The 12,666-nt window shown below is 59.3% G+C and carries 12 protein-coding genes; 5 read left to right on the top strand and 7 right to left on the bottom strand.

What is annotated here, in order from left to right:
* Positions 1-9 precede the first annotated feature (9 nt).
* Both ABLV64_RS25770 and ABLV64_RS25765 read right to left on the bottom strand, forming a co-directional pair.
* Positions 10-924 carry a branched-chain amino acid ABC transporter permease gene (locus tag ABLV64_RS25770; protein WP_023318583.1) on the bottom strand — a complete coding sequence of 305 codons (915 nt, stop codon included), beginning with the start codon at positions 922-924 and terminating at the stop codon, positions 10-12.
* 109 nt (positions 925-1,033) lie between these two features.
* Positions 1,034-2,092 (bottom strand): branched-chain amino acid ABC transporter substrate-binding protein, encoded by a 1,059-nt coding sequence (locus ABLV64_RS25765; protein ID WP_025999207.1) that lies wholly within the window; start codon positions 2,090-2,092, stop codon positions 1,034-1,036.
* Positions 2,093-2,381: 289 nt separating this feature from the next.
* Here ABLV64_RS25765 and ABLV64_RS25760 point away from each other — a divergent pair, with 289 nt between their 5' ends.
* Positions 2,382-2,528: a hypothetical protein gene (locus ABLV64_RS25760; protein WP_032425919.1), complete on the top strand. Its 147-nt coding sequence runs from the start codon at positions 2,382-2,384 to the stop codon at positions 2,526-2,528.
* 51 nt (positions 2,529-2,579) lie between these two features.
* On the opposite strand, the gene pflB is transcribed toward ABLV64_RS25760, so the two are convergent.
* The 5 genes from pflB to tdcA form a co-directional block, all read right to left on the bottom strand.
* Positions 2,580-4,874, bottom strand: coding sequence for a formate C-acetyltransferase (gene pflB, locus ABLV64_RS25755; RefSeq protein WP_017899864.1), 2,295 nt, complete (start codon positions 4,872-4,874; stop codon positions 2,580-2,582).
* 29 nt (positions 4,875-4,903) lie between these two features.
* Positions 4,904-6,112 (bottom strand): propionate kinase, encoded by a 1,209-nt coding sequence (gene tdcD / locus ABLV64_RS25750; RefSeq protein WP_102006625.1) that lies wholly within the window; start codon positions 6,110-6,112, stop codon positions 4,904-4,906.
* Positions 6,113-6,139: 27 nt separating this feature from the next.
* Entirely contained in the window at positions 6,140-7,471 is a 1,332-nt protein-coding gene (gene tdcC, locus ABLV64_RS25745; protein ID WP_348843102.1) for a threonine/serine transporter TdcC, read from the bottom strand.
* 25 nt (positions 7,472-7,496) lie between these two features.
* The gene (gene tdcB, locus ABLV64_RS25740) at positions 7,497-8,486 is read right to left on the bottom strand and encodes a bifunctional threonine ammonia-lyase/L-serine ammonia-lyase TdcB (protein ID WP_004203265.1); all 990 of its coding nucleotides are present in this window, start codon (positions 8,484-8,486) and stop codon (positions 7,497-7,499) included.
* Between the two features lie 93 nt (positions 8,487-8,579).
* Positions 8,580-9,518 (bottom strand): transcriptional regulator TdcA, encoded by a 939-nt coding sequence (gene tdcA / locus ABLV64_RS25735; RefSeq protein ID WP_004203266.1) that lies wholly within the window; start codon positions 9,516-9,518, stop codon positions 8,580-8,582.
* A 197-nt stretch (positions 9,519-9,715) separates the two neighbouring features.
* Between tdcA and ABLV64_RS25730 the strand changes: the two genes are divergently transcribed.
* The 4 genes from ABLV64_RS25730 (at position 9,716) to ABLV64_RS25715 (ending at position 12,654) form a co-directional block, all read left to right on the top strand.
* Positions 9,716-9,838 (top strand): hypothetical protein, encoded by a 123-nt coding sequence (locus tag ABLV64_RS25730; RefSeq protein ID WP_032447029.1) that lies wholly within the window; start codon positions 9,716-9,718, stop codon positions 9,836-9,838.
* Between the two features lie 437 nt (positions 9,839-10,275).
* Positions 10,276-11,364 (top strand): ABC transporter ATP-binding protein, encoded by a 1,089-nt coding sequence (locus ABLV64_RS25725; protein WP_017899866.1) that lies wholly within the window; start codon positions 10,276-10,278, stop codon positions 11,362-11,364.
* Complete coding sequence (locus tag ABLV64_RS25720; RefSeq protein WP_004203268.1) at positions 11,357-11,986, top strand: ABC transporter permease subunit; 630 nt, start codon at positions 11,357-11,359, stop codon at positions 11,984-11,986. The genes ABLV64_RS25725 and ABLV64_RS25720 overlap by 8 nt, the downstream gene beginning before the upstream one ends.
* Entirely contained in the window at positions 11,986-12,654 is a 669-nt protein-coding gene (locus ABLV64_RS25715; RefSeq protein WP_004203269.1) for an ABC transporter permease, read from the top strand. Before ABLV64_RS25720 ends, ABLV64_RS25715 begins: the two co-directional genes overlap by 1 nt.
* Positions 12,655-12,666: the final 12 nt, after the last annotated feature.

Here is a 12,666-nt window from a genome sequence, read left to right as displayed (position 1 = left end):
AGAGCCCCCTCAGACCTTGGCCACCAGCGGACGACCCAGCAGCCCCTGCGGGCGAAAAATCAGGATCGCCACCAGCAGCGCAAAGGAAAAAACGTCTTTGTAATCTGAATTCACCATTCCGGCGAACTGGGCTTCGGCCACCCCAAGCAGCAGACCACCCAGCATCGCGCCCGGCAGCGAGCCAATCCCGCCCAACACCGCGGCGGTGAAGGCTTTGATGCCGATAATAAATCCGATGTAGAAGTCGAAGGTGCCGTAGTTCATGGTCACCAGCACCCCGGCCAGGCCGGCCATCGCCGCGCCGATGACAAACACCAGGGAGATCACCCGGTCGGTATTGATGCCAAGGATCGCCGCCATGCGCCGGTCCTGCTGGGTGGCACGGCAGATGCGCCCCAGCCGGGTGTACTGAATAATCCAGGTCAGGATCAGCATCCCCGCCAGCGCCGCGACGAGAATAAACACCTTGGTCCAGGTAATCTGCACCACCCCATCGCCCACCGTCATCCGCAGCGCGCCGCTAAGCAGCGTCGGGATCCCCTGCTGGTTCGGCCCCTGGCTCAGCTGGACATAGTTCTGCAGGATCAGCGACATCCCGATAGCCGAGATCAGCGGCGCCAGGCGCGTCGAGTTGCGCAGCGGCCGGTAGGCGATGCGCTCGATCGCCCAACCGTACACGCCGGTGACCACGATGGTGAACACCAGGGTGGCGAAAATCAGCAGCGGAAAGGAGTGGATCCCGAAGAAAGAGAGCAGCGCCAGGCCGATGGCGCACAGGTAGGCGGAGACCATATACACCTCGCCGTGGGCGAAGTTGATCATGCCGATGATCCCATACACCATGGTGTAGCCGATGGCGATTAAGCCGTACACCGCCCCCAGCGTCAGCCCATTGATCAGTTGTTGTAGAAAAAACGCCGTCATAGCCCCTCCAGCCGCCAGGCCGACAGCCGCCGGGATGGGTACCCGGTCGACCGCCGTCATGTGACGATTCGCAAGTCAAAAGGACAGAACGTCCTCAGGTCGTGGCCGATCAGAGCTGGTGATATTTGCCCTTGTCATCCCACTGATAGACCACGTAGTCGGACACCTTGAGGTCGCCTTTGCCATCCCAGGCTTTCTTGCCCATCACCGTCTCGACGTCGTGGTTCTTCAGCCAGTCGCTGGCTTTGGCGTTATCGGTGCCGACGGCGTTCCAGGCCGCGGCAATAGCCTGAATGGAGGCGTAGGCGTAGAGGGTATAGCCTTCTGGCTCAAAGCCGCTGGCGCGGAACTTCTCGATCACCGCTTTGCCTTCCGGGAGGGTGCGCGGGTCCTGACCAAAGGTCATCAGCACGCCGTTGGTGAACTGCGGCCCGCCGGCGGCCGTCACCAGCTCCTCGGTGACGATACAGTCGCCGGAGAAGAATTTAGCCTGCACTCCCTGCTCGCGCATCTGGCGCACCAGCGGGCCGGCCTCAGGGTGGCAGCCGCCAAAGTAGACCACGTCCGGCTTGAGGGCGCCGATCTTGGTCACCAGGGCGTTAAAGTCTTTTTCACCGCGGGAGAGGCCTTCGTACAACACTTCTTTGGTGCCCCGCTTCGCAAGCGCTGCGCGGGTGGCATCGGCCAGCCCCTGGCCATAGGTGTCTTTATCATGGATGACGGCAATTTTCTTCGCCTTCAGCACGTCCAGCATATAGTTGGCGGCAATCGCCCCCTGCTGATCGTCGCGACCACACATGCGGAAGAGATCCTTCATGCCGCGCTCGGTGATCTGTGGGTTGGTGGAGCCGGGGGTAATGGTCAGAATCCCGGCTTCGTCATACACCTCGGAGGCTGGCATCGTTGAGGAAGAGCAAAAGTGCCCCACCACGGCGGAGACTTTCGCTTCGTCCACCAGCCGGTTAGCCACCGCTACCGCCTGTTTCGGTTCGCACGCGTCATCCCCCTGCACCAGCACAATTTTTTCGCCTTTGATGCCGCCGGCGGCATTGATATCAGCCACCGCCTGCGAGGCCCCTTTCCAGTACTGGGCGCCGTAGGTAGCGTTGGGGCCGGTGAAGGGCCCGGCGACGCCGATCTTCACGTCAGCCTGGGCGTAAAAGGCCATGCTCATACAACCTGCTATCACAACATGAAGCGTCATTGTTTTCAGTTTCAAAGACATTCGGATATTCCTCAGCGATTTAGAGCCTGGCGTCATGGAATGACGCAGAAAATATCACTTACCGTGTGGTGCCGACGCAGGCGCAGCGCCAGGACGGCCAGGGTGGAAGAAGCAAAAATCCCGCCAGGTAGAGAGGGCGCGCCGGAGAGCGGACGCCCCGGTCGGTGCGCACGCGACGGCAACCCGTGCCGCATCCGGCAAGGGCGCATTCCCTTTCAGGTCAGGAGATTGGTTGCCATCACGTGGCGAGCCGGACAACGCGGTATCCGTACCGGCCCGTGAGCTAAACATAGATGCAGTTAGCGCTCGCTGCGCGCCAGCGTGGTGCAAAAATGCGAATATGATCAACAGTGGTGATTATTTTGTTGCGGTAATGTGAAGATGATAACAGGAGAGCCCGTTAAGGGCTCCCCTGTGGCCCGGCGGCCGCTCAGAGTTGGCTGGTGAACGTTCGGGAGATCACATCCTGCTGCTGCTCGCGGGTCAGCGCGTTAAAGCGGACCGCATAGCCGGAGACCCTGATCGTCAGATTCGGATACTGCTCCGGATGTTCTATCGCATCGAGCAGCTTTTCCCGGTTCAGCACATTGACGTTGAGATGCTGTCCCCCCTCCACCGTCTCCTCGTGATGGAAGTAGCCGTCCAGCAGCCCCACCAGGTTATTTTCCTGCGCCGACGGCGCTTTGCCGAGGGCCGCCGGCACGATGGAGAAGGTGTACGAGATGCCATCTTTGGCGTAGGTAAACGGCAGTTTCGCCACCGAGGTCAGCGACGCCACCGCCCCTTTGCGATCGCGGCCATGCATCGGATTGGCCCCCGGGGCGAACGGCGTCCCCGCCCGACGTCCGTCCGGCGTGTTGCCGGTTTTCTGCCCGTACACCACGTTGGAGGTGATGGTCAGGATCGACTGGGTCGGCACCGCCTGGCGCCAGGTGGGCAGCGCCTGAATTTTGCGCATAAAGCGCTCCACCAGGTCGCAGGCGATGGCATCGACGCGATCGTCGTTGTTGCCATACTGCGGATAATCCCCCTCAATGACAAAGTCCACCGCCAGCCCGTGATGATCGCGTACCGGCTTCACCCGGGCGTACTTTATTGCCGACAGCGAATCCGCCGCCACCGACAGGCCGGCGATGCCGCAGGCCATCGTGCGGTAAACGTCGCGGTCGTGGAGGGCCATCAGCGCCGCCTCGTAGCTGTATTTATCATGCATGCAGTGGATGATGTTCAGCGCGCTGATGTACTGCACCGCCAGCCAGTCCATAAAGTGGTCGAGGCTGGCCATCACGGTGTCGTAGTCCAGCACCTCATCGCGCAGCGGCGCGGTTTTCGGCCCCACCTGGATCTTCAGTTTCTCATCCATCCCGCCGTTAATTGCGTAGAGCAACGTTTTGGCCAAATTGGCGCGGGCGCCGAAGAACTGCATCTGCTTGCCGATGACCATCGGGCTGACGCAGCAGGCGATGGCGTAGTCGTCGCTGTGGAAATCGCTGCGCATCAGATCGTCGTTCTCATACTGCAGCGACGAGGTGGCGATAGAGACCCGGGCGGCGTATTTTTTAAACGCCACCGGCAGCGCCTGCGACCAGAGCACGGTCAGGTTGGGCTCCGGCGCCGGGCCCATGGTGTGCAGGGTATGCAGATAGCGGAAGGTGGTTTTGCTGACCAGGGTGCGACCATCCAGCCCCATGCCGCCCAGCACTTCCGTCGCCCAGATGGGATCCCCGGAGAACAGCGAATCAAATTCCGGGGTGCGCAGGAAACGCACCATGCGGATCTTCATGATGAAGTGGTCAATCAGCTCCTGGGCCTGCTCCTCATTCAGTAAGCCGGCGCGCAGATCGCGTTCAATATAGATGTCGAGGAAGGTGGCCGTGCGCCCCAGCGACATGGCGCCGCCGTTCTGCGACTTCACTGCCGCCAGGTAGGCGAAGTAGAGCCACTGTACCGCCTCACGGGCAGTGCGCGCCGGGTGGGAAATATCGCAGCCGTAGCGGGCCGCCATCTCCTCCATCTGCAGCAGCGCGCGCCGCTGTTCGGCCAGCTCTTCGCGCAGGCGCAGGGTGGCCTCCAGCGCCTCGCCGCGTTCAAGGGCCGGCTGCAGGTCGGCAAACTGCAGCTCACGTTCGCGGACCAGAAAGCGAATGCCGTACAGCGCCACGCGGCGGTAATCGCCGATGATCCGTCCGCGACCGTAGCCGTCCGGCAGCCCGGTCAGCACCCCGGATTTACGGCAGCGCAGCATATCCGGGGAATAGACGTCAAAAACGCCCTGATTGTGGGTCTTGCGCAGCGCCGTAAACTGATACTCAAAGTCAGGATCCATTTCGCGACCATAGGCCTCGAAGGCGCTTTTGATCATATTGATGCCGCCAAAGGGATGCAGAGCGCGCTTCAGCGGCTGGTCCGTTTGCAGGCCGACGATCTTTTCCAGCGGCTGGTTGATATAGCCCGCCGCGTGGGCGGTGATGGAGGTAGCGACATTGGTGTCGAAATCCACCGGCGCATGGGTGGCGTTCTCGACGCGGATCCCGGCCATCACTTGCTCCCAGAGGGCGGTGGTGGCCGGCGTCGCGTCGGCGAGGAAAGACTCATCGCCCTCGTAAGGGGTGTAGTTATGCTGAATAAAGTCGCGAACGTTAATCTGCGTTTGCCACGCCGTACCGCGAAAGCCCTGCCAGGCGTCGGCGTATTGTGCGTCGTGGGTGTCGATATCTACTTTCATGAACATCGTCTCTCTACAGAATAAAAAAATCAGGCCAGCGCCGCCGCGGTGTGGATCTGGCCTAAGCGGATCGCATCGAGGGCAATCATGCGCTCTTCATTGGTGGGGATAACCGCACAGCGCACCCGGCTGCCGTCGGCGGAGATCAGACGCTCACCGTCCGAATTGGGCTGCTGGTTGCGGGCGGCGTCCATCTCAAGGCCAAAGACCGCCAGCCGCTCGCTTACCAGCCGGCGGATTAGCACCGAGTTTTCGCCAATCCCGCCGGTAAAAATAATGCCGTCGAGACGCTGCAGCGCGGCGGCGTGGCCGGCGATATGGCGGGCGATGCGATGGACGAAGGTTTTGATCGCCAGGCGGGCGCGGGCATGGCCCTCATGCCAGGCCTGCTCCAGCACCCGCAGGTCGGAGGAAAGGCCGGAGATCCCCAGCAGGCCGGAGGCGGTGTTGGCCACCCGCTCCAGGTCACTGAGGGTCTGCCGGGTTTCCGCGGCAATCCACGCCATGGCGCCGAAGTCGACATCGCCGCTGCGGGTGCCCATCATCAGCCCCTCCAGCGGCGTCATCCCCATCGAGGTGTCCACGCTGCGGCCGTTGCGCACCGCGCAGACCGAGGCGCCATTGCCCAGGTGGGCGATCACCAGACCGCTCTCCTGCTCCGGCAACCCGAGCAGCGCCAGGGCGCGCCGGGAGACATAGCGGTGCGAGGTGCCGTGGAAGCCATAGCGGCGCACCCCGAGATTCTGGTAATACTCCCACGGCAGACCATAGAGAAAAGCTTCCGGGGCCAGGGTCTGGTGAAAGCTGGTATCAAAGACCGCCACCTGCATCACCTCCGGGAACAGCCGCTGCGCCGAGGCGATGCCGCTGAGGCTGGCGTAGTTATGCAGGGGGGCCAGGGAGGACACCTGGCGAATATTGTCGATAACCTCCTCGCTGATAATGACCGACTCGGTGAAGAGGTCGCCGCCGTGGGCGACGCGGTGGCCAATCAGGGCCACGCTGCCGATGAGGTCGCGTTGGGCTAATGCCCCGGCAATCGCCTGGAGGGCGCCTTCGTAGCCGCGCGGCGCCAGCGCCACCGGTTTGCCGCCGTTAAGCGAGAGAGACGCCTGGTCTGCGTTGATGCCCTCGGCCACGCCGTTGAGCAGGCAGTCGCAGCTGGCGGCGTCCAGCACGGAAAATTTGATCGACGACGAGCCGCAGTTGATCACCAGAACTACCGGAAATTCAGTCATGTTGTACTCCGCGTGGCCTGAGCCGGATTAGAGCAGTTTGTAAACGATGTTAAGGATGGTCAGCAGACCAATAGCGGTCACAAAGAGGTTGTCGAGACGGCCACGGTATTTGGCCAGCGAAGGCGCTTTACGAATGGCGTACATCGGCAGCAGACACAGCAGCGAGGCGATAATCGGCGCGCCCATGGCCTCAATCAGGTCGAGGATATTGGGGTTGGCATACGCCACCACCCAGGTCGAGCCCATGATGAACACCATGCTCAGGGTATTGAGCTTGCCGCTGGAGACGCGGGTTTTATCCCCTTTATAGCCGAAGCGCAGGATCAGCCCGTTCAGCCCCTCGAGGGTGCCGAGATAGTGGCCGAAGAACGATTTGAAGATGGCCACCAGGGCGATAATCGACGCGCCATATTCCAGCAGGGTGGCAAAGGTGGATTTAGTGCCCGACATCGAGGCAAAGTGATTCGCCAGATAGGAGAGCACCGGGATATTCTGCGCCTTGGCGTCCGCCATATTCTGCGGCGAGAGGGTAAACAGGCAGCTGAAGGCGAAGAACATCACCACCGCCACCATCAGCATGCTGGCCCGGGAGATAATCTGCGAACATTTTTGTTCGGTGTACTCCCGGCCAAACTGCGCTTCATACTCTTCGCGTTTGGAGACCACAAACGAGGAGACGATCGGCGAGAAGTTGAAGGAGAACACCATAATGGAGATGCCCAGCCATACTGTCACCAGAATGCCGTCATGACCGGTTAAGGCGATATCGCTGAGGTTCACCTGGTCAATCACCGCGCTATTCCAGTAAGGGATCAGAGACAGGGAGATCACCACCAGGCTGGCGATAAACGGCCACACCAGATAGCTCATCACCTTGACCATCAGGTCTTTACCAAACCAGATCACAAACGCCATCAGCAGCAGCAGGAGCAGCGCCACCACCCCGCGGTTGAGGGCCGGCATCTGTAGCTGGTTCTCCCAGAAGGTCATGAAGGTATTGGTGATCGTGACGCCATAAATCCACAGCAGCGGGCAGATGGCGAAGAAGTACAGAAAGGTGATCACCACCCCGCCGGTTTTGCCAAAATGCTCTTCCACCGTTTCGGTGATATTGCCGGAGGGGTTAGCCCCCGACAGGCACAGCCGCGCCAGCGCCCGATGGCAATAGAAGGCAATGGGATAGGCCAGCACCAGCATCACCAGGATCGGGATCAGCCCGCCGAAGCCGGCGCGGATGGGGAAAAACAGTACCCCGGCGCCGATAGCGGTGCCAAACAGGCCCAGGGTCCAGGTGGTGTCAGATTTACGCCAGGACGAAAGGCTTGTCTGGCTGGATGCAATGCTCTCAGTCGTACTCATATCCTGTCCTCACTTCTGTATTGAATTAAGCGTCAACAAAACCCGTAATTTGCGAGACCCGCGAGAGATCGATATTGCCGCCGGAAATCAGGCTGACCGTTTTGCGGTTCTGGATATAGCTGTCTAATTTGCCGCTTAATAACGCGGCGCAGGCCAAGGCCCCGGCCCCTTCGGTGATCACTTTATTGCGCTGAATTAAGGCGACCATGCTCTGGCGAATGTCGTCCTCACTGACGAGGACGATGTCATCCACCAGCTGGCGGGCGATTTCATAGGTCAGTTTCCCCGGGCGGGCGACATCGCAGCCATCGGCTAAAGTGCCGGCGTGGCGATGGCTGGTGATCTCTCCGGCGTACCAGGAGGCGGCCATACCGTGAACATTCTCCGACTGTACGCCGATAATACGGATCGTCGGGTTAATGGATTTAATCGCAATCGCGATGCCGGCAATTAAGCCACCGCCGCCAATCGGCACGATGACATTATCCACGTCATACAGATCTTCTAATATTTCGAGACCGATGGTGCCCTGCCCGGCAATAACCTGCGGGTCGTCATAGGGGGGAATAAAAATACGGCCTTCAAGTTCAACAATATCGCTGGCTTTGGCGAGGGTATCGTTAAAATTATCGCCATGCAGCACCACCTCCGCCGAATAATCGCAGGTGGCGGCGACTTTCGATTTCGGCGCCCCTTTCGGCATCACCACTTTCCCGTCAATGCCGAGCATGGCGCAGGAGAGCGAGACGCCCTGGGCGTGGTTGCCCGCTGAGCAGGCCACCACCCCTTTGCGTTTTTCCGCCGCGGTTAACCCGCTGAGCTTATTAAAGGCGCCGCGAATTTTAAATGAGCCCGTGCGCTGCATATTTTCGAATTTAAGAAATATTTCCCCCTTGCAGCGTTCGCTAAAATAATTCGAGCGCGGCATACCCGTTTTATATATCTTTCCTGCCAGGCGTTGTTTCGCTTCGAGAATATCGTTAATCGATACCGGAAGATCGTAGGTAATATGCATGATGGCCTCTGTTTCTTAAGATAAAGTCAATAACCGGGCGTCATCCTGCTGATAACAGCGAGGATGGGTGTTGGGTTATTTAATAACTATCAGTCAGGCAATTTCTATTGGCTGCCAGTGGCGGTTGCCCTGCCCCGATGAATACTGTTTCGCCATCTCCACCAGCGACGCCGCCGCGGTTTTCAGCCGGTAATTTTTCGACCACACCGCCGCATAGCGCGCCACCGGCAAGGCCTCTTTAATGGGGATGGTGACAAACTGGCTCGAGCCGAACGGCGTGGTCATGTCGCAGGGAATGACCGTCAGAAAATCGGCATTGAGCACCAGGTTATAGATCGTCACCACCGAATCGGTATTGACGATATTTTCGCGGCGGATGCCGCTGCGCTGCAGGGTGGTCAGCAGTTCGCTGTAGTAACCCATATTGGTCTCCGGCAGCACCCACTGCTCGTGCTGGAGCGAGGCCAGGCGGACGGTGCCGTTGCCGATCCGCGCCCGGTTCGCCACCAACACAAACTCAGACTCAAACAGCGGCTCGACGTGCAGGTCCTGCAGCTTCATCTCATCGCTCAGCGTCCCGATGGCGAAGTCGAGGCGGCCGTCGCGGATTGCCGGCAAAAAGGCGGAGAGCTGCGCCTCATACATTGAGACCCGCGCCTTGGGGAAGGTCATTTTGAACTGATGCACCATCTCCGACATAAAGGTAAACCCCACCAGCGAGGGGAAACCAAAGGAGACATCCACTACCGTGCTGTTGGTCAGGGCATTCATTTCATTGACCATATTTTTCATTTCACGGGTGATTGTCTCTGACCAGTTAAGAAATACCTGCCCGGCCTCGGTGAGCGAGACGCCGGTATTTCGCCGAACGATTAACTCGCTGCCAAAATAGCTTTCCATGTCGCCAATGATTTTACTGACCGCCGGCTGAGTGAGTCCTAACGCTTTTGCTCCAGCCCCGATTGACCCGCTGCGGATCACTTCCTGGAAAACCACCAGATGCTGAGTTTTAGGCAGAGAAAAAGTATTCATCACGTCTCGCTTTCATTCCTTTGTTGACGGCGGAAAGTGTAACAAATCGCGATCACCGGGTTATGTGAGAGCTCTCACAAAGGCTCCGCCGCGGCGGATGAGCAAGAGTCACAAGTCAGAATAAATAAATTAAAATCAATACATTAAAAGCATCATGAACGCTATTTGCACGCCTTTTGTCGTGACCGAATGCGGGGATAAAAATAATTGATGGCAATAACATCGATGGCAGAATGGCGATAAAAAATACGCCTTTTGCACGCTATTTAACCAACGCTGTCAGGGTGAGAAGAGAGCCGAAAATTAAATTAATGCTGTAAAGAATAAAAAGCAGACGTAATCAACGCCCTTATTTAACGACAAGTCGGTTTGGCATCACATTTTATCTGCGGCGGGCGGGAAAAGGGCACAGGCATTATTTACATCAAAGAAACATTATATTCACAATTTAGTTTTTCTTGTGCGGCGGACGGTACGGCTTTTTCCGCCCTATCGCAGGCGGTCATACTTTGATTAAAATCAACCCTGGTAATTTATTTTTTACGGTGGCCGCTTGAGAGTCATTTGTGTTGCCGATCACAAATCCATAAAACAACCTTCCGGCTTTTCTTCCACCGCAACTGATTAACCAGCTTTTCACTATGCAAATGCAAATAACGTATTTGCCCTCCCCGCAGGCGCTCTGTAGTTTGAGCCAGGATCCCGGCGCTACTTTATCCGGGTCAGGACTTTATTATTCAGAGTGTTGAATTCCACCATGATTAAATTAACGCATCTTTGCAAAACCTACCCAGGCAGCGCCCAGCCGGCCATTCGCAACCTCAGTCTGGATATTGATCATGGCGAATTCTGCACCTTCGTCGGCCCGAGCGGCTGCGGAAAAACGACTATCCTGCGCATGATTAACCAGCTGGATATTCCCGACAGCGGCGACGTCTATATTCAGGGCGTCCGCCTCGCTGACGCTGATATTATCCAGGTCCGCCGCCAGATCGGCTTCGTGATGCAAAGCGCCGCGCTCTTTCCCCATCGTACCGTGGCGCAAAATATCGCCACCGTACCGCGGCTGGCGGGCTGGAGCAAAGCGCGGATCCGCGCGCGCATTGACGAACTGGTGGCGCTGATGTCGCTCGACAGCCATCTGCTGCACCGCTATCCGCATCAGCTCTCCGGCGGCCAGCAGGGACGCGTAGCCATCGCCCGCGCCATCGCCGCCGATCCGCCGATTTTACTGATGGATGAGCCCTTCGCCGCCATCGACCCGGTGGTCCGTGAACGCCTCCAGGACGAGCTGTTGCTGTTGCAGCAGCGGCTGCAGAAAACCATTGTACTGGTGACCCACGACATCAATGAAGCGATCCGTCTCGGCGATAAAATCGCCATTTTCCAGGAAGGCGGCGTGCTGGCGCAGTTTGATACCCCCGACCGTATTCTGGCCCACCCGGCAAGCGAGTTCGTGCGCCGCTTTATTGGTCCGGAACCCAATCTGAAGCGGCTGGGCATGATACAGGTCGGCCAGCTGCCGCGTCACGATGTCCCCCTGCTCGACGAAGCGCTAACGCCGATCGCCAGCGCCCATCCACCGCTGGCCAGCCCGCTGCGCCTGGTGCTTGACCGCCAGCGACGCCCGCTGCACTGGTTTGATCCGCTGCGGGGTCTCACCCTGCCGGTGGAGCGCCCGCTCGCCAGCAGCCACAGCCTGCGTTTTGCCTATAGCGCGCTGCTCGACGTGGCGACCGGCGTGCTGGTGCATGTGGATGGCGAAGGACAATACCAGGGGGCGGTGTCTCACGCCCTGCTGCAGCAAGTGCTCGACGGCGCGGTGGGAGTGAGACCTCATGATTGACTGGGGCTGGGTTATCGATAACCGCGCGATGATCGGCGATCTCCTCTGGCAGCATGCGCGGATGGTCCTGCTGGCGCTACTTTTCGGCTCCCTGCTCACCGGCGGCCTGTTAGCCATTACCCTGCGCTGGCCCGCGACGGCGCAGCCGCTCATCACCCTTTGCGGCGTGCTGTTTACCATTCCCTCGCTGGCGCTATTTATTTTATTGCTGCCGTTTACCGGGCTGTCGCTGACTACCTCGCTGATTGGCCTGACGCTGTACTCGTTGCTGATCCTGTTGCGCAACATGCTGGCCGGCATAGAAAAGCTGCCACAGGCGGCGCTGGAGTCGGCGCGGGCGCTCGGCTACACCCGGGGATTCCGCTTCTTCGATATCGAGCTGTGGCTGCTGCTGCCCTCCTTGTTTGCCGGGCTGCGCATTGCCTCGGTAACGCTGGTCGGCCTGGTCACCGTCACCGCGCTGATCGGCCAGGGCGGGCTGGGACAGCTGCTGCTGGCGGGTTTTAATCAGGACTTTCTGACGCCGATTATCGTCAGCCTGGTCCTGAGCCTGCTGCTGTCGCTGGTCTTTGACGGGCTGATCGCCCGTCTCGGCGACTGGCTAACGCCGTGGACGAAATGATGACACTGCTTCTCGCCACCTTTCACTGGTTGACCCAGCCGGAGCACTGGCTGGGCGACGAGGGCATCCTGCTGCGCCTGGGCCAACACCTTTATTACGTGCTGGTCAGCATGGCCGTGGCCTGCGCCATTGCCCTGCCGCTTGGTATCGCCCTGGGCTACTGGCGCAAAGGCGCCTTCGTGGTGATCAACCTGTTTAATCTTGGCCGCGCCATCCCTTCGTTAGGGCTGATTTTATTATGCATCATCGTTTTTGGCTTTAACGATATCCCGGTGCTGGCGGCGCTTATCGCGCTTTCTATTCCGCCGATTCTCACTAACACCTGGGTGGGGATTTATCACGCCGACCGCCCGCTGTGCGATGCGGCCATCGCGCTGGGCATGACCCCCTGGCAAAGCCTGTGGCAGGTGCGGATCCCGCTGGCGGCGCCGCTGATCCTCGCCGGAGTGCGCACCGCGCTGGTTCAGCTTATCGCCACGGCGGTGGTCGCAGCCTATGCCGGTCTGGGCGGGTTGGGACGATTTCTGATCGACGGACTCGGGCAACGGGATATCCCGCAGGTGATCGGCGGCTCGCTGGTGGTTTCCCTGCTGGCGATAGGCGGCGAACTGCTTTTCGCCCGCTGCGCCGGCCGCCTGGTTCATCGCCGTATTGCCGCGCCTTATTAGCGTGACACTGAC

The organism is Klebsiella sp. JB_Kp031 (assembly GCF_040064295.1).
GTDB lineage: Bacteria > Pseudomonadota > Gammaproteobacteria > Enterobacterales > Enterobacteriaceae > Klebsiella > Klebsiella quasipneumoniae.
The sequence above is the reverse complement of the archived record's forward strand: the minus strand, read 5'-3'. Positions and strand labels throughout refer to the sequence as shown.

What these genes read in the sequence shown, in the direction of transcription:
- ABLV64_RS25715 (WP_004203269.1), top strand. Translation starts at nt 11,986, where the DNA reads ATGACACTGCTTCTCGCCACCTTTCACTGGTTGACCCAGCCGGAGCAC.
- pflB (WP_017899864.1), bottom strand. Translation starts at nt 4,874, where the DNA reads ATGAAAGTAGATATCGACACCCACGACGCACAATACGCCGACGCCTGG.
- tdcA (WP_004203266.1), bottom strand. Translation starts at nt 9,518, where the DNA reads ATGAATACTTTTTCTCTGCCTAAAACTCAGCATCTGGTGGTTTTCCAG.
- ABLV64_RS25725 (WP_017899866.1), top strand. Translation starts at nt 10,276, where the DNA reads ATGATTAAATTAACGCATCTTTGCAAAACCTACCCAGGCAGCGCCCAG.
- tdcC (WP_348843102.1), bottom strand. Translation starts at nt 7,471, where the DNA reads ATGAGTACGACTGAGAGCATTGCATCCAGCCAGACAAGCCTTTCGTCC.
- tdcD (WP_102006625.1), bottom strand. Translation starts at nt 6,112, where the DNA reads ATGACTGAATTTCCGGTAGTTCTGGTGATCAACTGCGGCTCGTCGTCG.
- ABLV64_RS25720 (WP_004203268.1), top strand. Translation starts at nt 11,357, where the DNA reads ATGATTGACTGGGGCTGGGTTATCGATAACCGCGCGATGATCGGCGAT.
- tdcB (WP_004203265.1), bottom strand. Translation starts at nt 8,486, where the DNA reads ATGCATATTACCTACGATCTTCCGGTATCGATTAACGATATTCTCGAA.
- ABLV64_RS25770 (WP_023318583.1), bottom strand. Translation starts at nt 924, where the DNA reads ATGACGGCGTTTTTTCTACAACAACTGATCAATGGGCTGACGCTGGGG.
- ABLV64_RS25765 (WP_025999207.1), bottom strand. Translation starts at nt 2,092, where the DNA reads ATGGCCTTTTACGCCCAGGCTGACGTGAAGATCGGCGTCGCCGGGCCC.